Origin of the sequence: Ruegeria sp. (genome assembly GCF_040830605.1) — a bacterium.
In the GTDB taxonomy this organism is placed as follows: domain Bacteria; phylum Pseudomonadota; class Alphaproteobacteria; order Rhodobacterales; family Rhodobacteraceae; genus Ruegeria.
Genome location: NZ_JBFOMD010000004.1, coordinates 297,249 through 313,770 on the forward strand (window position 1 = coordinate 297,249; position 16,522 = coordinate 313,770).

General features: G+C 62.4%; 16 protein-coding genes. 11 read left to right on the top strand and 5 right to left on the bottom strand.

Going from position 1 to position 16,522, the window contains the following annotated elements; translation table 11 throughout:
* Positions 1 to 51: 51 nt before the first annotated feature.
* The 7 genes from AB3N21_RS08140 (at position 52) to AB3N21_RS08170 (ending at position 5,868) form a co-directional block, all read left to right on the top strand.
* Positions 52 to 1,086 carry a LacI family DNA-binding transcriptional regulator gene (locus AB3N21_RS08140; RefSeq protein ID WP_367934759.1) on the top strand — a complete coding sequence of 345 codons (1,035 nt, stop codon included), beginning with the start codon at positions 52 to 54 and terminating at the stop codon, positions 1,084 to 1,086.
* Between the two features lie 202 nt (positions 1,087 to 1,288).
* Positions 1,289 to 1,474 carry a periplasmic nitrate reductase, NapE protein gene (gene napE, locus AB3N21_RS08145; protein ID WP_171178999.1) on the top strand — a complete coding sequence of 62 codons (186 nt, stop codon included), beginning with the start codon at positions 1,289 to 1,291 and terminating at the stop codon, positions 1,472 to 1,474.
* A gap of 43 nt (positions 1,475 to 1,517) precedes the next feature.
* A complete protein-coding gene (locus AB3N21_RS08150) occupies positions 1,518 to 1,982 on the top strand; it encodes a ferredoxin-type protein NapF (protein WP_367934760.1) in 465 nt (154 codons plus the stop codon).
* On the top strand, positions 1,975 to 2,235 hold the full coding sequence (locus AB3N21_RS08155) for a chaperone NapD (protein ID WP_171178995.1): 261 nt from the start codon (positions 1,975 to 1,977) through the stop codon (positions 2,233 to 2,235). The genes AB3N21_RS08150 and AB3N21_RS08155 overlap by 8 nt, the downstream gene beginning before the upstream one ends.
* A gap of 21 nt (positions 2,236 to 2,256) precedes the next feature.
* The gene (napA, locus tag AB3N21_RS08160; protein WP_367934761.1) at positions 2,257 to 4,758 is read left to right on the top strand and encodes a periplasmic nitrate reductase subunit alpha; all 2,502 of its coding nucleotides are present in this window, start codon (positions 2,257 to 2,259) and stop codon (positions 4,756 to 4,758) included.
* Between the two features lie 4 nt (positions 4,759 to 4,762).
* On the top strand, positions 4,763 to 5,236 hold the full coding sequence (locus AB3N21_RS08165; protein ID WP_367934762.1) for a nitrate reductase cytochrome c-type subunit: 474 nt from the start codon (positions 4,763 to 4,765) through the stop codon (positions 5,234 to 5,236).
* Entirely contained in the window at positions 5,236 to 5,868 is a 633-nt protein-coding gene (locus AB3N21_RS08170) for a cytochrome c3 family protein (protein WP_367934763.1), read from the top strand. The genes AB3N21_RS08165 and AB3N21_RS08170 overlap by 1 nt, the downstream gene beginning before the upstream one ends.
* 100 nt (positions 5,869 to 5,968) lie before the next feature.
* Here AB3N21_RS08170 and AB3N21_RS08175 read toward each other — a convergent pair whose 3' ends face one another.
* From AB3N21_RS08175 to AB3N21_RS08190, 4 genes are all read right to left on the bottom strand, one after another.
* The gene (locus AB3N21_RS08175; RefSeq protein ID WP_367934764.1) at positions 5,969 to 6,694 is read right to left on the bottom strand and encodes an aspartate/glutamate racemase family protein; all 726 of its coding nucleotides are present in this window, start codon (positions 6,692 to 6,694) and stop codon (positions 5,969 to 5,971) included.
* Positions 6,695 to 6,706: 12 nt separating this feature from the next.
* Complete coding sequence (locus AB3N21_RS08180) at positions 6,707 to 7,957, bottom strand: NAD(P)/FAD-dependent oxidoreductase (RefSeq protein WP_367934765.1); 1,251 nt, start codon at positions 7,955 to 7,957, stop codon at positions 6,707 to 6,709.
* Complete coding sequence (locus tag AB3N21_RS08185; protein WP_367934766.1) at positions 7,954 to 10,173, bottom strand: TRAP transporter permease; 2,220 nt, start codon at positions 10,171 to 10,173, stop codon at positions 7,954 to 7,956. The genes AB3N21_RS08180 and AB3N21_RS08185 overlap by 4 nt, the downstream gene beginning before the upstream one ends.
* Before the next feature lie 132 nt (positions 10,174 to 10,305).
* On the bottom strand, positions 10,306 to 11,316 hold the full coding sequence (locus AB3N21_RS08190) for a TAXI family TRAP transporter solute-binding subunit (RefSeq protein ID WP_367934767.1): 1,011 nt from the start codon (positions 11,314 to 11,316) through the stop codon (positions 10,306 to 10,308).
* A gap of 144 nt (positions 11,317 to 11,460) precedes the next feature.
* Here AB3N21_RS08190 and AB3N21_RS08195 point away from each other — a divergent pair, with 144 nt between their 5' ends.
* Positions 11,461 to 12,399, top strand: coding sequence for a LysR family transcriptional regulator (locus AB3N21_RS08195; protein ID WP_367934768.1), 939 nt, complete (start codon positions 11,461 to 11,463; stop codon positions 12,397 to 12,399).
* Here the strand turns inward: AB3N21_RS08195 and AB3N21_RS08200 are convergent.
* A complete protein-coding gene (locus AB3N21_RS08200) occupies positions 12,396 to 13,421 on the bottom strand; it encodes a LacI family DNA-binding transcriptional regulator (RefSeq protein WP_367934769.1) in 1,026 nt (341 codons plus the stop codon). The genes AB3N21_RS08195 and AB3N21_RS08200 overlap by 4 nt on opposite strands.
* Positions 13,422 to 13,536: 115 nt before the next feature.
* Here AB3N21_RS08200 and AB3N21_RS08205 point away from each other — a divergent pair, with 115 nt between their 5' ends.
* The 3 genes from AB3N21_RS08205 to AB3N21_RS08215 are packed head-to-tail and all read left to right on the top strand — an operon-like array spanning position 13,537 to position 16,501.
* Positions 13,537 to 15,048 carry a tripartite tricarboxylate transporter permease gene (locus tag AB3N21_RS08205; RefSeq protein WP_367934770.1) on the top strand — a complete coding sequence of 504 codons (1,512 nt, stop codon included), beginning with the start codon at positions 13,537 to 13,539 and terminating at the stop codon, positions 15,046 to 15,048.
* Complete coding sequence (locus tag AB3N21_RS08210; protein ID WP_367934771.1) at positions 15,045 to 15,500, top strand: tripartite tricarboxylate transporter TctB family protein; 456 nt, start codon at positions 15,045 to 15,047, stop codon at positions 15,498 to 15,500. Before AB3N21_RS08205 ends, AB3N21_RS08210 begins: the two co-directional genes overlap by 4 nt.
* A 41-nt stretch (positions 15,501 to 15,541) precedes the next feature.
* Positions 15,542 to 16,501: a Bug family tripartite tricarboxylate transporter substrate binding protein gene (locus AB3N21_RS08215; RefSeq protein ID WP_367934772.1), complete on the top strand. Its 960-nt coding sequence runs from the start codon at positions 15,542 to 15,544 to the stop codon at positions 16,499 to 16,501.
* Positions 16,502 to 16,522 lie beyond the last annotated feature (21 nt).

Here is a 16,522-nt window from a genome sequence, read left to right on the forward strand (position 1 = left end):
TGTCAAGCCTTTCATGAGCCGACTCTCGTTAGTCAGGGAATTCAGACCATTATGACAGGCCCCGAGCCTAAAAAGCGTGCAAACCTGCGGGACGTCGCCAAAGCGGCGGGTGTTTCGGTTGCCACCGTGTCCCGGGTGCTGAACGCGCCCGGAACGGTAAAGCTTGAGACGCGCGAGAAAGTGCAGGCGGCGATTTCCGAGCTACGCTTTGTCCCCAGCGCTGCCGCGCGCGCGATCAACTCTGGCCGGACGCGGTTTGTCGGAGCACTGGTGCCGACACTGGACAACGCAATCTTTGCCCGGTTCCTGGCCGCGCTTGAGCGTACATTGGGCGAGCACAAACTGTCGCTGGTGGTGGCAACCACCCATGACGATCCCGGCATCGAGGCGGCAAAGGCGCAGAATTTGGTGGATATCGGCGCCGAAGGGCTGATCGTGTCCGGCATTACCCATGCCCCCGATCTGGATGCGCTGATCGAGCGTTGCCAGCTGCCCGCCATCGCCACGTCCTTCTATGCGCCGGACTACGGCTTACCGACCATCGGATATGACAACGCTGCCGCTGCGCGGCTGGCGTTGCAGCATCTGACCGGGCTGGGGCATCGCCGGATTGCCGTTGTGCACGGCCCACGTGCCAACAATGACCGGACGCGGGCGCGGCTGGAGGGCGTGTTGGGGGCGGGCGATGGTGTCTCGGTGCAATGTCATGAGGCCGTGATCTCGATTTCCGGAGGATGCGATGCCGCGCGGGTGATTTTGGCCGCCGATGCGCGGGTCAGCGCCGTGATGTGCCTGTCGGACGTTCTGGCCACGGGGGTTCTGTTCGAACTGCAGCGTCAGGGCATCCGCGTGCCGGATGAAATGTCGCTGATGGGGCTCGACGATCTGCCCGGTTCGGCCCATACGGCGCCGGGTCTGACAACGGTGCATCTGCCGGTTTCGCGCATGGGCGAAGCCGCCGCCCATGCGATTGCCGGGTGGGTGGAGCAGCGCCGGGTGCCGCGGCCCTATTTGCTTGAGCCCGAACTGGTGTTGCGGGCCTCGACCATCCGATGCGACGCCAGTGATTCCGGGGCGAAAAAGTAGCGTTTTGCGGTCATATTTTTTCGCGCTAGCTTTCGCGCCTGAGTCGCATCGTAAGGTGTGGTCAGTGATCGGATATAACGCGTTTGTGGAACGCGTAACTTATTCATATTAAACGAGTTAAACACCAGATCGGAATTTGCGGTTATTCGGCATTCCTGCTGTGGACATTCCCGTCCGCGTTGATCTAGACTCGGGTCAGCCAATGCGATCGGAGACGTCTGAATTGTCTACCACCCATGAGCCAGTGCAGGACCTGAAGCGCGACGAACGCCGTGCTTTCATACTGCTTGCGGTTTTCCTCGCCCCCGCGCTTGCAATTGCAATCGTGGGCGGATGGGGCTTCCTCATCTGGATGTTCCAACTGATCTACGGACCCCCAACCGGGTGACGGTGGAATGTCTGGCCAGGTAAGAACAGCAAACCCACGCCAGATGTTCCGACAAAGGTCGGATTACCAACGCCCACCTTGGTCCACTGAAAGTAGCATCCGAAATGCATGTATTGGCTGCCGAAGGTGCATAGAGGCCTGTCCCGAGGGCATCCTGTTTGCCGGATATGCGGACACGCCAGCCATCGATTTCGAACTTGGTGAATGCACCTTTTGCGGCGCCTGCGCAGAGGCCTGTGACGAGGCGGTATTCGCCGAGATCACCGCCGAGCCCTGGGACCAGATCGCCGTCATCGGATCGGGTTGCATGCAGGCCGCCGGGATCGGTTGCCAGCTGTGCACTGACACCTGTCCGCAGACGGCCCTGCGCCTGGACCTGTCGCACCGGCCCGTTGGCCGCATCGCGGTGAATGCTGAGGCCTGCAAAGGCTGCGGCGCCTGTTTGCCGGTCTGTCCGGTTGGGGCCATTACCGTCGAAACACCCAAAAAGGATCACCTCAATGGCTGATCTCGTTCATATCTCCAGCCTCATGGTTCTGGCCGACCCGGCCCAGATGGAAACCGTAGAGGCCGAAATCGGCAAGATCGCCGCCGCCGAGACGCAGGTCACCGACCCGTCCGGCAAGATCATCGTGACGCTTGTAACCGAAAGCGAAGCGGAAATCGTGAACCATCTCAACGAGTTGAATCTTATCGACGGCGTCGCCAGCGCGTCGCTCGTCTATCATCAAACCGAAACCGAACCAGAAGTCCCGGCATAAGGCCGGAACGGGGAGAATTGCATGACTGAAGTTACCAGACGTGATGTCATCAAGGCACAGGCGGTCGCTGCCGCCGCTGCCGCGGCGGGCATCCCGATCCCCGCTGCAGCACAGAACTTGATCACCGAAGCCGAGCTTACAGACCTGAAATGGTCCAAGGCCCCCTGCCGTTTCTGCGGCACGGGCTGCTCCATCATGGTTGCCACCAAGGCAGGCCGCGTCGTCGCCACGCATGGCGATGCCGAGGCCGAGGTCAATCGCGGCCTGAACTGCGTCAAGGGCTATTTCCTGTCCAAGATCATGTACGGGCAGGATCGCCTGACCCAGCCGCTCTTGCGCAAGAGAGATGGCCAGTACCACAAGGATGGCGATTTCGAGCCGGTCTCGTGGGACGAGGCCTTCGACACCATGGCCGAGAAGTGGAAAAAGGCCCTGGCCGAGAAAGGCCCCGGCGCGATTGGCATGTTCGGCTCGGGCCAGTGGACAGTGTGGGAAGGCTATGCCGCCGCCAAGCTGATGAAGGCTGGGTTCCGGTCGAACAACATCGACCCGAATGCGCGGCACTGCATGGCGTCCGCCGTGGGCGGCTTCATGCGGACCTTTGGCATCGACGAGCCGATGGGCTGCTATGACGATTTCGAGAACGCTGATGCCTTTGTGCTCTGGGGCTCGAACATGGCCGAGATGCACCCGATCCTGTGGACCCGCCTGGCCGACCGCCGGTTCAGCCATTCGCATGTGAAGGTGGCGGTCCTGTCGACCTTTATCCACCGCAGTTTCGATCTGGCCGATATTCCGGCGGTGTTCACGCCGCACACGGATCTGGTGATTCTGAACTATATCGCCAACTACATCATCCAGAACGGCGCGGTGAACGAGGATTTCGTCTCCAAGCACGTGAATTTCCGCAAGGGCGCCACCGATATCGGTTATGGCCTGCGCGACGATCACCCGCTGCAACAGGCCGCCGCCAACCCGAACTCAGGCGCCTCCGAAGAGATGACGTTCGAGGAATTCGCCGAGTTCGTGTCGGAATACACGCTTGAGAAAGCCGCCGAGATGTCCGGCGTTCCGGCTGACACGCTGGAGAATATCGCCAAGCTCTACGCCGATCCCGAAACCAAGGTCATGTCGCTCTGGACCATGGGCGTGAACCAGCACACCCGCGGTGTGTGGGTCAACAACATGATCTACAACGTCCACCTGCTGACCGGGAAAATCTCGCAGCCGGGCAACTCGCCGTTCTCGCTGACCGGTCAGCCTTCGGCCTGCGGCACCGCGCGCGAGGTTGGCACGTTCTCGCACCGTCTGCCCGCCGACATGGTGGTCAAGAACCCCGAGCACCGTGCGATTGCCGAAAAGATCTGGCAACTGCCCGAGGGCACTGTGCCCGATTGGAACGGCGCCCATGCGGTGGTGCAGAACCGCAAACTGAAGGATGGCGAGATCAACTGCTACTGGGTGCAGGTCAACAACAACATGCAGGCCGCGCCCAACATGATGGAGGAAGGGCTGCCGGGCTATCGCAACCCCGACAACTTCATCGTGGTCTCGGACGCCTATCCGACCGTGACGGCAGAAGCTGCCGACCTGATCCTGCCCGCTGCCATGTGGGTTGAGAAAGAAGGCGCCTATGGCAACGCCGAACGCCGCACCCAGTTCTGGTATCAGTTGGTCAACGCACCGGGTGAGTCCAAGTCGGATATGTGGCAGGTCGTGGAATTCTCGAAGCGCTTCACCACCGATGAGGTGTGGCCGGCGGAAATCCTCGACGCCAACCCCGAATACAAGGGCAAGACCCTGTTCGAGGTGCTGTTTGCCAATGGCAAGGTCGATCAGTACGAGCTGACCGAGAAGGCCAAGGAATACGGCAACCACGAATCCGAGGATTTCGGATTCTACATCCAGAAGGGCCTGTTCGAGGAATATGCCGAGTTCGGGCGCGGTAAGGCGCACGATCTGGCCTCCTTCGACACCTATCACGAAATCCGCGGTCTGCGCTGGCCTGTGGTAGACGGCAAAGAGACCCAGTGGCGCTTTAAGGAAGGGTACGATCCCTACGTGACCCCGGGCTCGGATTTCGAGTTCTATGGCAAGCCCGACGGCAAGGCGGTGATCTTTGCGCTGCCCTTCGAACCCGCCGCCGAAAGCCCGGATGAGGAATACCCGTTCTGGCTGACCACCGGCCGTGTGCTGGAACACTGGCACTCGGGTTCGATGACCCAGCGGGTGCCGGAACTGCACAAGGCGGTGCCGGATGCGCTGGTCTACATGCACCCCGATGACGCGCAGGCGATGGGCGTCCGGCGGGGCTCGGCGGTCAAGGTCGAGTCGCGGCGCGGCCATATCGTCAGCCGGGTCGAGACCCGGGGCCGCAACAAGCCGCCCAAGGGGCTGATCTTTGTCCCGTGGTTCGATGCGCGCCAGCTGATCAATAAGGTCACGCTGGATGCCACCGACCCGCTGTCGAAACAGACCGACTTCAAGAAATGCGCGGTGAAGATCGTGCCGGTGGGAGTGTAAACACATGAAACGCCAGACAGCTTTGATCGCCGCCATCCTGGCGGCTGCCATCGGCGGCGCGGCCCTTGCCCAGCAATCGGTCGCCACCCTGCGGGGTGGCACCCCGCTGGCCGACAATGCCGATCCGATGGTCATTCCCAAAGTGGTGAATACGGACCTGCGTCAGGTGCGCAACTACCCCGAGCAACCACCGCTGATCCCGCACAAGATCGACGGCTATCAGATCGACCTGAACGCCAACAAGTGCCTGACCTGCCATAGCCGCGAGGCGATTGAGATCAGCCAGGCGCCGATGGTCTCGATCACGCATTTCATGAGCCGTGACAACCAGTTCCTCGCCTCGGTCACGCCGCGCCGGTATTTCTGCAACCAGTGCCACGTGGCCCAAACCGAAGCACGCCCGCTGGTCGAGAACGGCTTTGTCGATATCGACTCGGTTCTGGAATATGTGAAAAACCAGCAGGGGGGATCTGACTGATGTTGGGTTTCCTGCGCCGGACCTGGGGTGCGGTACGCCGCCCCAGTGTCCACTATTCCCTTGGTTTTCTGACCATGGGCGGCTTTGTCATGGGCGTTGTGTTCTGGGGTGGATTCAACACCGCGCTGGAACTGACCAATACCGAGACGTTCTGCACCGGTTGTCACGAGATGCGTGACAACGTGTTCGTGGAACTCCAGCCGACCATCCACTATTCCAACCGCTCGGGCGTGCGGGCCACCTGTCCCGACTGCCACGTACCGCATGAGTGGACCAACAAGATCGCGCGCAAGATGCAGGCCAGCAAAGAGGTCTGGGGCAAGATCTTTGGCACCATCAACACGCGCGAGAAGTTCCTGGAAAAGCGGCTTGAGCTGGCCCAGCACGAATGGGCGCGGCTTGAGGCAAACGACTCGCTGGAATGCCGCAACTGCCATTCCGCCGAGTCGATGGACATCACCCGGCAGAGCACCCGCGCTGCCGAGGCGCATGAGCGGTTCCTGTTCACCGGAGAAAAGACCTGTATCAGTTGCCACAAGGGGATCGCGCACCAGCTGCCCGATCTGGGGCAGGCCTCTCTGATGGCCGCGCCCGAGGCGGTGGCAGAGCTGTCCGGCTATCTCGACCAGTAGGGCGTGATCCTCTGTCAGAGACTAAAAGGCCCCGGCGGAGCGATCCGCCGGGGCCTTTGGTTCATCTGCACCGGAGGTGAGGGGAGGGTGCGCCCCGGCGTCAGATGAACCCGGAATAGGCGCGGCGGATAGCGGCGTCATGCACCATCGTCGTGAGCGTCGTCAGATCGAAAACCGGACGACGGATCGCCTGTTGCAGCTTGTGCGCATAAGGTGGCAGGTCGGTGCATTCCAGCACCACCGCGCCGATCTCGGGCGCGCGGGCCATCATGCCTTGCGCGGCCTCGATCAGCTCGGCCTCGACCTTGTCCAGATCCATTGCCGTGCGTTCGTTGCGCAGGATTACCGTGGCGAACTCCTCGGTGTGGTCCAGACCCTGCACAACGATGGGGACGCCAGCGGCGCCCACCCCTTCGAGATGCGCGTCTGTCAATGCGTCGGCTGAGGCGGTGAGAACACCGACCGGCGCCTGCGTCATCTGATAGACCATCGGCACCTGGATCAGAGAGGACACGAAGACCGGCACCGAGACCGCCTGCGCGATCTCGCGCTGGAACAGGGCCAGAAACCCGCAGGATCCGGTGATGGCGTGCACGCCTTTGGCCTCAAGCCGTTTGGCCGCCTCGATCAGGCGGTCCTTCATTTCACCGGTGGGATTGCCCAGCAGTTCGGGCACGGTGATGCCGTCGAGCATCTCGTACATCACCGTGAAGGGCAGGCTGGACGGGTTCTTGATATGGCCGGGCGGTTTTGGAAAGTAGCTTTCCAGCGACAGCACACCGATCGAGATGCCACAGATGTTCTGCCCGCCGGGATGGATGGTCATGGGTCTTGTCCCTCAGAAGCGCCGCACACGGAACGGCGACAGGTCGATATTGGATGCGGTATTGGCGACCAGATCGGCGACGATCCGGCCGGTTTTCGGGGCCATCATCAGGCCGTAATGACTGTGCCCGAAGGCGCCGATCAGGTCTGGAAAACCCTCGATCTCACCAATGCAGGGCAGGCTGTCGGGCAGGCTGGGGCGCTGGCCGGACCAGGTTTGGATGTCGTCGGCCTGCAGATCGGGCAGCAGCGCCTTGGCGAGTTTGATCAGCCCGTCCAGCCGCTTCTGGTTGATCGGCTGGTCGAGCCCGGCAAACTCGGCGGTTCCGGCCACGCGTAGCCCTTCCTCCATCGAGGAGGCGACGAATTTCATGTCCATGTCCATGATCGAGTGGTGCAACTCCACCCCCGGATCGCGGAACGACACGTGATAGCCGCGCTCGGCTTGCATCGGCACCTTGATGCCTAGCGGTTTCAGCAGTTCTGCCGACCACACGCCCATGGCCAGCACCAGCTTGGGCGTCCAGTCGGTTCCAGCCTCGGTCGTGTAGGTCCAGCCGCCGCTTTCAGCGGGCAGGATGCCCCTGACCGACTGGCGCAGGATCTCGCCGCCCATGGCAAGGAACTTCTTGGCCAGCACTGTGCCGATCCGTCCCGGCGAGATGGCCCGCGCCTGTCCCTTGATCAGGATCGCCGCTTGAAACTCGGGCGTCAGGGCGGGCTCCAGTGCGCGCAGTTCGGCGGCGCCGATCCGCTCCATATCCGCCCCGCGTTCGCGCCGCATGCGGTAGTCGATGGCCTTCGGATCGGCGGCATTGGCGTTGCGGAAGGCGTGGACATAGTAGCTGTCACGAACCAGATCCTCATGCCCCGTCCCGGCCAGATGCTGGCGGTAGAGATCGACGCAATCCCGGTTCAGCAGGTCCATCGCGTCCGAGATCTGGTCCACTCGACCCGCGCGCCCCTCATAGAGGAATCGCAGGCCCCAGAAGGCCACGCGCGGCAGGTAGCTGGGCTTGATCGTCACCGGTCCCAGCGGGTCCAGCAGCCAGCCCGGCACCTTCTTCCACAGGCCCGGCATGGATTGCGGCACCACCGACCAGGGTGAGATGATGCCCGCATTGCCGTAGGAGGTCGCCTGACCGGGCGCATCGCGGTCGATCAGGCGGACCCTGAGGCCCCGCTCGGCCAGCGACAGGGCCGAGCAGATGCCGACGATCCCGGCACCCAGAACCGTCACATCAGGAGAGGCCGCGTCGCTCATTCCGCAGCCTGCAGCTTACGCTGTTGCCCGAATTGCTGGATCAGCACCGGCGCCATGACAACCAGCGCTGTCAGGTCCGAGCCGGTCGAGGGCGCGACCAGCAGCAGGCCGCCGATAGCCATCAGGATCCGCCACAGCCCTCCGAGCGGCGCCAGGAAATAGCCCGAGACGGCGGTTGCGATTGCAAAGACCCCCAGCGCGCAGGTCGCGGTGACCTGAACGAAGCTGGTGATCGTGAAGTACTCGGGCAGCACGATCAGCATCGTCGGTGCGTAGACAAACACCATCGGCACCATCAGCTTGCCCAGACCCAGCGTGAACGCGTTGAGCCCGGTGCGGAACGGGTTCGACCCTGCAATGCCTGCCGCTGCATAGGCCGAGGCGCAGACCGGTGGGGTAATCTCGGAGATCACGCCGTAATAGAGCACGAACATGTGGGTGGCGAGCGGCGGCACTCCAAGCTGGCTGAGCGCCGGGGTCGCGACGGCCACCAGCATGATGTAAAGCGCGGTAGTCGGCAGGCCCGCACCCATCAGGATACAGGCCATGGCGATCAGCACCAGCGACAGAAACTGCTGGATCGAGCTTTGCGAGAAACCCTCGATCCCGGTCCAGTCGAGCAGCGGCGCCAGGCTGGCGGCCATATCCGCCGCGCCGCCGGTGACCATGAAGCCCAGCCGGAAGCCGACGCCGGTGGTGTTGATGACACCCACCACGATGCCGACCGCTGCCGAGGCCGCACCCACGGCCAGCGCGTATTGCACGCCGACATGGAAGCTGTCGAACAGGTCGCGGAAGCTTTGGCGTTCGTTGCGGTGCAGGCAGCCGAGGATCGTCAGCGCGCTGAGGATACCGGCCATGACCGGCGAGAACCCCTCGCCGCTATAGGGCGATGCCTTCCAGAAGATGAACCCGAGCAGGGCCAGCGGCACCACCAGCGAGGCGGGCTTGTTGAAGGCGCAGAAGCCCACGACAACGCAGAGCGACAGGCCCATAAAGGCCGCCATGTTCGGCGAATATCCCGAGAACAGCACTACCAGCAGTGCGATCAGTGGGATGATGGTGAACCAACCTTCGCGCCATACGGCCAGGAACTGTGGCAGTTGATCCTTGGGATAGGCGGTCAGGCCCAGTTTCTTGGCGGTGAAATGTACTATCGAGATCACGCCTACATAGTGCATCATCGCGGGCACGATGGCGGCGATCACGATGGTGGTATAGGGCACCTCGAGATACTCGGCCATCAGGAAGGAGGCCGCCCCCATGATCGGCGGGGTGATCTGACCCCCGGCACTGGCCGCAGCCTCGACACCGCCCGCGAAATGGCCCGGGTAACCCAGCCGCTTCATGTTCGGAATGGTTAGCGAGCCGGTCGAGACGGTGTTGGCGATGGATGAGCCCGAGATGGTGCCGAAGAATGCCGAGGAGACCACCGACACCTTGGCCGGACCGCCGGTATAGCGGCCTGCAAGGATCATGGCGTTGTCGACAAAGAACTGCCCCAGCCCCATGCGCTGCGCCACCACGCCGAAGAGGACGAAGTGGAACACCACGGTCGAGACCACCCAGAGCGTGACGCCAAAGATGCCCTCGGACGGGAAGTACATGTTGTTGACGAATTGCCGCCAGTCGACGCCCGGGTGCTTGAGGATCTGCGCGGGCATATAGGGGCCGAACAGCGCGTAGCTCATGAACACCAGAATGATCAGGGGCAGCACGAAGCCGATGGTGCGGCGGGCGATCTCAAGCACGGTGAGGATCAGGACTGAGCCAAAGAACACATCCGGTCCCGACGGGTTGCCCTGACGCAGTGCCTGTTCCGGCAGATCGAAGCCAAGGCCGGAAAAGCCGCGCCAGCTGAGCCACAGGAACAGCGAGGCGGCGATGGCCAGCCCGGCGAGCGCCCAGTCGTAAAGCGGTACATTACCAGGCGCCAACGCGTTCGGCCCGCGCCATTCCAGGCTGCGTGCCGTCTTGATCAGCGGAAAGCCCACGAAGATGAACAGAAAGAGGCCCGCCAGATGGATGCCCATATGCACATGGTCCACCGGCGTTCCGAACCCGGCGGTCCACAGGTGATAGAGCGCAAAGCAGATCGTCGCCCAGTAGATCACCCGGGTCAGAACCGGCCCGTTGTCCCGGGTGTTCAGAGCCGAGTCATACTGCTTTTCAAGCTCTTCGAGTGCCTTGTTGTCGAGATGGGATTGCATGGGCATGGCCGGATCCTCCGGTAGTCCTGGTGTCCGAGCGGTGCCGCTGCCTTTGGCCTCTCAGGTCCAAAGGGGTCACCACCGGGTCAAAAAAGCGGCAGCGGGGGCATCCCGCCGCTGCCGCAGGTGCTGGGGGTCTTACTTCAGAACTCCGGCCTCACGGTAGAAACGCTCGGCGCCCGGGTGCAGCGGCACACCGATGCCGTCGATCCCGTCCAGCGCGGTTTCCAGCGTGATCACCTTGCCCTTGGGATGGCCGTTATCCAGCAGCTTGCGTGCGGTGTCGGACCACATCGCCTTGGTAACCTGATAGATCAGCTCTTCGTCCATGTTGGCGTTGGTCACCAGGATGCCAGACACCGCGACGGTGTTCACGTCATAGTCGACGCCTGGATAGGTGCCTGCCGGAATGGTCGACGGGATGTAGTAAGGCACGGTTGTGTTGGCCTGTTTCACCTCTTCATCGGTGAAGGAATAGAGCTCCATCCCCTTGGTGTTGTCGAGCTGGATCATCGCGGCGACCGGGGTGCCGGCGGCGTAGAAATAGGCGTCGAGTTGCCCGTCCGCGATCCGCTCGGCGGATTGCGCGTTGTTCAGTTCGGCCTCGTCGATGTTGTCACGGTTGACCTCGTGGTCGCCCAGGATCAGCTCGACCGCGATCTGCGTGCCCGAACCGGCCTGCGCGATACCGACGCGCTTGCCCTTCAGATCGGCCAGACCGTCCAGCGCGGCATCCTTCGGCAATACCAGGTGCAGATCCTCGGGGAAGAGGTTGGCGATCACCCGCAGGTCGGGCTTGGCGTTGCCTTCATACTTGCCGACGCCGTGATAGGCGAAATGCAGGGTTGCGGCGCCGGACAGACCGGCCTCCATCTGTCCCGCCTGAATGGCGTTGACGTTATGCGCCGAGGCGTTGGTCGATTGCGCGATGGCGACCAGACCCGGAACGCCACAATTGCCGCCCTCTTCGCAGGCGCGCGAGCCCGGCGGGTTCGAGATGGCGTTGGCGATGATGCCGCCGATCGGGAAATACGTGCCGCCCGCGCCGCCGGTGCCGATCCGGAAAAAGCTCATCTCCTGCGCTACGGCCACGCCGGTCATCATGGTGCAGGCCAAGGCTGCGCCGGTCAGTTTGCTGAAAATACCCATTGTCGTTCCCTGTTTGAGGCGCGCCCGTCTTGTGCGGTTACGCGCGGTGAATTCGGACCCACCTATGGTGTAAATCTAAATCAATAAATACAAACTCCAAATTCTATGGTATCCATAGATTATGCTTATGGAGCCGGAGAAATCATGAACCTGCAACAGCTTGCCGTATTTCGGGAGGTCATGAAAACCGGTTCCGTAAGTCAGGCGGCGCGCAATCTGCACAGAACGCAGCCTGCGGTCAGTGCTTCGCTCAAGGCGCTTGAGGCCGATCTGGGCATGGACCTGTTCCTGCGGGACGGGCGGCGGATGATTCCCGCGCCCGAGGCGCATTACCTGCTGTCCGAGGCGTCGGAGGTGCTGGACAAGCTCACAATCGCCAAGCAGAACCTGACCAGTATGCGGGACCGGCTCAAGGGGTCGCTGCGCATTGTGGCGATGCCGGGGCCGTCCTCGGTGCTGCTGCCATCCTTCATCAGCCGGTTTATCGTCGACAAACCCGAAACGCAGGTCTCGCTGGCCACCCGCAGCTCGCCGCAGGTGCGCAACCTGATCGCGGCGCAGAGCTTTGATGTCGGGTTTTGCGATATCGGCGCGGGCGTTCATGACGACAAGCTGTTTCTGGGCGAGAGCATCCCCTGCACCTGCCTGTGTGCCCTGCCGCGCGGGCATCCGCTGGCCCAGAAGGAGGTGGTAAATGCCCGCGATCTGGACGGTGTGCCCATGGGCGCGCTGCAGCCCGAACATTCGACCTATCGCGACACCCACAGCGCCTTTGCAGCAGTGGGGGCCCGGTTCAATATCCGCATCGACTCGCAATATTTCCTGCCGCTGTTCCATTTCATCGAGGCGGGCCAGATCTGTGCCGTCGTCGATGTGCTGAGCGCAGTGAGCTACCGTCAGAGCAACCCCACCGATCCCAAGATCGTCTTTCGCCCTCTGACGCCCAGCGTCGATTTCGGCTATGCCATCCTGACGCCGCATCAACGGCCGCTGTCCCGCCTTGCCAGCGCGTTCGTGACCAGTTGGAAAGCCTGGGTCGAGGAGGCCATCGAGACGGTTCTGGACCCGGAGGCAGCGGCCTAGGAAATCGCTCCGGTCGTGCCCCGCAGGATGCAGTTCAGCTCGCAACAGATCTGGAACAGTTCGGGCTCGTCCGAGGTGATGTAGTCGGTGAACCGCTCTCCGGCGAGGGTGCCGATAGTCTCGGCTGGGATGCGGATCGTTGTCAGTCCAGGTTCCAGATCGACCGAGCCCTTGAAGTCTCCGATCCCCATGATCGAAATCTCGTCCGGCACCCGCAGCCCGAGCGACTGGGCCGCATAGAGCGCCCCATGCGCGATCACGTCATTGCCGCAGAGAAGCGCGGTTGGGCGTTCTGACATCGCAAGTAGGTCCAGCGTCACCTGTTTGGCCTGCGAAATGCTGTAAGGCGCCTCGGATCGCCATGGATCGGGCACGGTGATGTCCCGTTCATTCAGCGCCGCCAATGCGCCCTCCAGCCGATGCCGTGCCCGGTCGTTGCCGGAGGTGTCGGGAAAGATCAGCCCAACCTCGCGATGACCCAACGACAGCAGATGCTCCATCGCCATCCGCCCAGCCTGCCGGTTGTCGGTGCCGACGCAGGGTAGATCGGTATCCTCGGAATAGTTCCAGATCGCCAGCGCGGGGATCTCCTGCTGTTGTATCAGGCGAAAGGTGGCGTCGGAATGCTCGAGCCCGATCAGCGCCACGCCGTCCACACGGTGCTCCAGCAGCTTGCGGATCATCGCGTATTCGCGGTCCAGATCGTAGCCGTGCGATGCGATCAGTAGGCTGAAACCCGCCTTGTCGATGGAATCCGAAAACGCCTGAATGACCTCGGCAAAGATCGCGTGGTTGATGGTCGGTACCACCAGTCCGATCGTGCCCGAACGCTTCCCGTGCATGGTCTGTGCCGCGCGATTGCGGATGTATCCCAGCCGCCGCACCGCCCGATCGATTTTCTTCCGAGTCGCCGGATTGACCATTTCCGGATGGTTGAACGTGCGTGAGACGGTGGACGCAGACACTTTTGCGGCCTGTGCCACGGCGATGATATCCACCTTATGCTTTTGTTTTCGAGCCATTATTTTTTGCCCCACAGGTAATTTTATGAAAACATTTGCAATACTATTTTCATCTCCTACCCTGAATTGTCAACGAAAGTCCAAGACGCGGACAAACGGGTGGGGAGGTCCCGGGATGGAGTTCATCTATTACGTCGGCGACGTGTTCTCGCCCCTGTCGTTCCTGCTGCTTCTGGGCGGCACGATCGGAGGGCTGATCCTGGGGGCGACGCCGGGCCTGTCGCCCACGATGGCGGTGGCACTGCTCATCCCGTTCACCTTCCAGCTTGAAGCGGTGCAGGGTCTGATCCTGCTGGGCGCGGCCTATACGTCGACCGTTGCGGGCGGAGCGGTCAGTGCCATCCTGCTCAAGATCCCCGGCGCGCCGGCCAATATCGCCACCACGCTCGACGGGCACACGATGGCCAAGCAGGGGCAAGGGGCCAAGGCGCTGCAATTGTCCTTCCTCGCCTCGGCGGTGGGCGGTATCTTTGGCGTGCTGCTGTTGATCTTCCTCACTCCAGTTCTGGCGCAATGGGCGCTGGCATTCGGGCCGTCGCACCTGTTCTGGCTGGCCATTCTGGGGGTGACGGTGATCGGTTCACTGGACTCGGCCTCGGTGGTCAAGGGGCTCTTGTCGGGCTGTATCGGGCTGTGGCTGGCCACTATCGGGTTCGACGACATCATGGGCGCGCAGCGGTTCATCTTTCACCCCGCGCTTGGCGGCGGCATCAATATCATCGCCGCGCTGATCGGCCTGTTCGCCATCCCGCAGGTGCTGACCATGTTCGCCAAGGGCCGCCGCACCGCCGGGGCGGAGGTAATCGAGGTGCAGAAACACTCGATCCTTGCTGCCCTGCGCGAGCTTTTTAGCCGTACCCGGGCGCTGAGCATCGGTACGCTCACCGGGTCGATCATCGGACTGATCCCCGGCGTCGGCGGGCAGATCGCCGGGCTGGTGGCCTATGACCAGACCAAGAAATTCAGCGCCGACAAGGACAAGTTCGGCAAAGGCCATTCCGAGGGCGTGATCGCTGCCGAGTCCGCCAACAACGCCATGGTCGGTCCGTCGCTGGTGCCGCTGCTGACGCTGTCGATCCCCGGCAGCCCCACGGCTGCGGTGCTGCTGGGTGGTCTGCTGATCCACGGAATTTTCCCGGGCTCGGACCTGTTCGACAATCACCCGGACGTGGCCTGGACCTTCATCAACTCGATGCTGATCGGGCAGGTGCTGATGTGCCTCTTCGGCCTCTACGTGGCCGGGCTTGCCGCTCGTGTCGCACAGGTGCCGCAATCGGTGATGGCGGCCATCGTGCTGGCGCTGTCGGTGTTTGGGGCCTATTCGGTGCAAAGCTCGATGGGTGATGTCTATGTCATGGCCTGCCTCGGCATCGGCATGTTCTTCCTTGAGCGCTTCGGCTTTTCCGCGGCACCGCTGGTGCTGGGCCTGATTCTCGGCCCGATTGCCGAGGCGAATTTCATTCAGGGCGGAATGATTGCGGATGCAACCGTCGGCAAGGCCTCCTATTTCCTGACCGGCGGGTTGAACCTGTTCCTTATCGCCGTCGTGCTGGCCTCTATCGCTTACTCCGTATGGATGGAGCTTCGTGCCCGCCGACGCACCACCAAAGAGGAGGCCATGGCATGAACCGCGCGCAACATATTGTCCCGTCCGGCATCGTCTTTGCAGTGGGCTGCTGGATCGCCTGGATCAGCTATACGCAGCAACCGGCCGAGGCCTTTCTGTTCCCGCGCCTGATCGCCACCGTTTTTGTGGTGCTGGCCGCCTGGACCTTTGGTAAGGCGGTTCTGGGGCTCAGCAAGGTGGGTGCCGGCGTCTCGCGCTCGATGATCATCAATCTGACCCCGGGCCTGCTCGTGGCTCTGATCTATGTCTTCTGGGCGGCGAAAGCGCTGGGTTTTTACACCGCGACAGCCGTCGCCTTTTTCATCCTGCTCTCGCTCTACGATCCGGCGGCGCATTCCGAGGTCCGGACCTGGATCAGGCGCGGGATCATCACCGGAGGTTTCGTGGCGGTGATGTACGGGCTCTTTGCCCTGCTGCTGAACGTATACACACCACGGGAAATCTTGTTCTGACCGCAGAAGGCGCGGCCGACATCAAAGGGAGGAAACGCAAAATGAAACGACTGATCGCAGGGGCGGCTCTGGCAGTGATGAGCCTGACCGGAGGCGCCATGGCGCAGGATTATCCCGAGCGGCCCATCATGATGATGGTGTCCTATGGCGCAGGCGGGGCAACCGATTTTCAGGCCCGGATCGTGACCATGACCGCCGGGAACGAGGATGCGCTGGGCATGCCCATCGCCATCATCAACAAGCCGGGTGCGGGGGGCCGCGTCGGCTGGAACTGGTTTGCAACGCAGGCCGATGCCGACGGCTATACCCTGGCCGCCTATAACGTCCCGCATTTCATCGCCCAGTCGATCAAGGGCGGGGTGGAGTATTCGGCGGACAGCTTCGAACCCATAGCCAACTGGGGGGCCGACCCGGCGGTGTTTGTCGTGGCCACGGACAGCCCGTTCAACTCGATGGACGACGTGATCGCCCATGCCAAGGAGAACCCGGGCAAGCTGACCTTCTCGGGAGCCGGGCTGTTTGTCGGCCACCACATCGCCGCGTTGCAGATCGAAAAGGCGGCGGGCGTGAAGATGGCCTATATCCCCACCAAGGGCGGCGGGGCCGCAGCGATGAAGGCGGTGATCGCCGGTGAGGTCATGGGCGGTATCAACAACCTGTCGGATGCCTTCCGCGCGCAGGAGGCCGGGAACGTCAAGATCCTGGGCGTCGCTGATCTGGAGCGCTCTGAATTTCTGCCCGACGTGCCCACGATGATGGAGCAGGGGCTGGACGTGGACAACTCATCGGTCAATTTCCGGGGCGTCATGGTGCCCAAGGGCACCCCGCAAGAGGTGATCGACAAGCTGGCCGCCACGGTGCCCGAGATGTTCAAGAACGACCGTGTGGCCAAGAAGATGCAGGCCGGTGGCTCGCCCATGCATGTGATGACCCGCGACGAGGTGATCGAGATGTGGGCCGCGCGCGAGCAAACGCTCAAGGAACTGCTGGCCGGTCTCTGAATTGAAACCCCACCGGGGCGG

Excerpts from the sequence above, each read along its gene's own strand:
- AB3N21_RS08140 (WP_367934759.1), top strand. The coding sequence starts at position 52 with ATGACAGGCCCCGAGCCTAAAAAGCGTGCAAACCTGCGGGACGTCGCC.
- napE (WP_171178999.1), top strand. The coding sequence starts at position 1,289 with ATGCGATCGGAGACGTCTGAATTGTCTACCACCCATGAGCCAGTGCAG.
- AB3N21_RS08150 (WP_367934760.1), top strand. The coding sequence starts at position 1,518 with ATGTTCCGACAAAGGTCGGATTACCAACGCCCACCTTGGTCCACTGAA.
- AB3N21_RS08155 (WP_171178995.1), top strand. The coding sequence starts at position 1,975 with ATGGCTGATCTCGTTCATATCTCCAGCCTCATGGTTCTGGCCGACCCG.
- napA (WP_367934761.1), top strand. The coding sequence starts at position 2,257 with ATGACTGAAGTTACCAGACGTGATGTCATCAAGGCACAGGCGGTCGCT.
- AB3N21_RS08165 (WP_367934762.1), top strand. The coding sequence starts at position 4,763 with ATGAAACGCCAGACAGCTTTGATCGCCGCCATCCTGGCGGCTGCCATC.
- AB3N21_RS08170 (WP_367934763.1), top strand. The coding sequence starts at position 5,236 with ATGTTGGGTTTCCTGCGCCGGACCTGGGGTGCGGTACGCCGCCCCAGT.
- AB3N21_RS08175 (WP_367934764.1), bottom strand. The coding sequence starts at position 6,694 with ATGACCATCCATCCCGGCGGGCAGAACATCTGTGGCATCTCGATCGGT.
- AB3N21_RS08180 (WP_367934765.1), bottom strand. The coding sequence starts at position 7,957 with ATGAGCGACGCGGCCTCTCCTGATGTGACGGTTCTGGGTGCCGGGATC.
- AB3N21_RS08185 (WP_367934766.1), bottom strand. The coding sequence starts at position 10,173 with ATGCCCATGCAATCCCATCTCGACAACAAGGCACTCGAAGAGCTTGAA.
- AB3N21_RS08190 (WP_367934767.1), bottom strand. The coding sequence starts at position 11,316 with ATGGGTATTTTCAGCAAACTGACCGGCGCAGCCTTGGCCTGCACCATG.
- AB3N21_RS08195 (WP_367934768.1), top strand. The coding sequence starts at position 11,461 with ATGAACCTGCAACAGCTTGCCGTATTTCGGGAGGTCATGAAAACCGGT.
- AB3N21_RS08200 (WP_367934769.1), bottom strand. The coding sequence starts at position 13,421 with ATGGCTCGAAAACAAAAGCATAAGGTGGATATCATCGCCGTGGCACAG.
- AB3N21_RS08205 (WP_367934770.1), top strand. The coding sequence starts at position 13,537 with ATGGAGTTCATCTATTACGTCGGCGACGTGTTCTCGCCCCTGTCGTTC.
- AB3N21_RS08210 (WP_367934771.1), top strand. The coding sequence starts at position 15,045 with ATGAACCGCGCGCAACATATTGTCCCGTCCGGCATCGTCTTTGCAGTG.
- AB3N21_RS08215 (WP_367934772.1), top strand. The coding sequence starts at position 15,542 with ATGAAACGACTGATCGCAGGGGCGGCTCTGGCAGTGATGAGCCTGACC.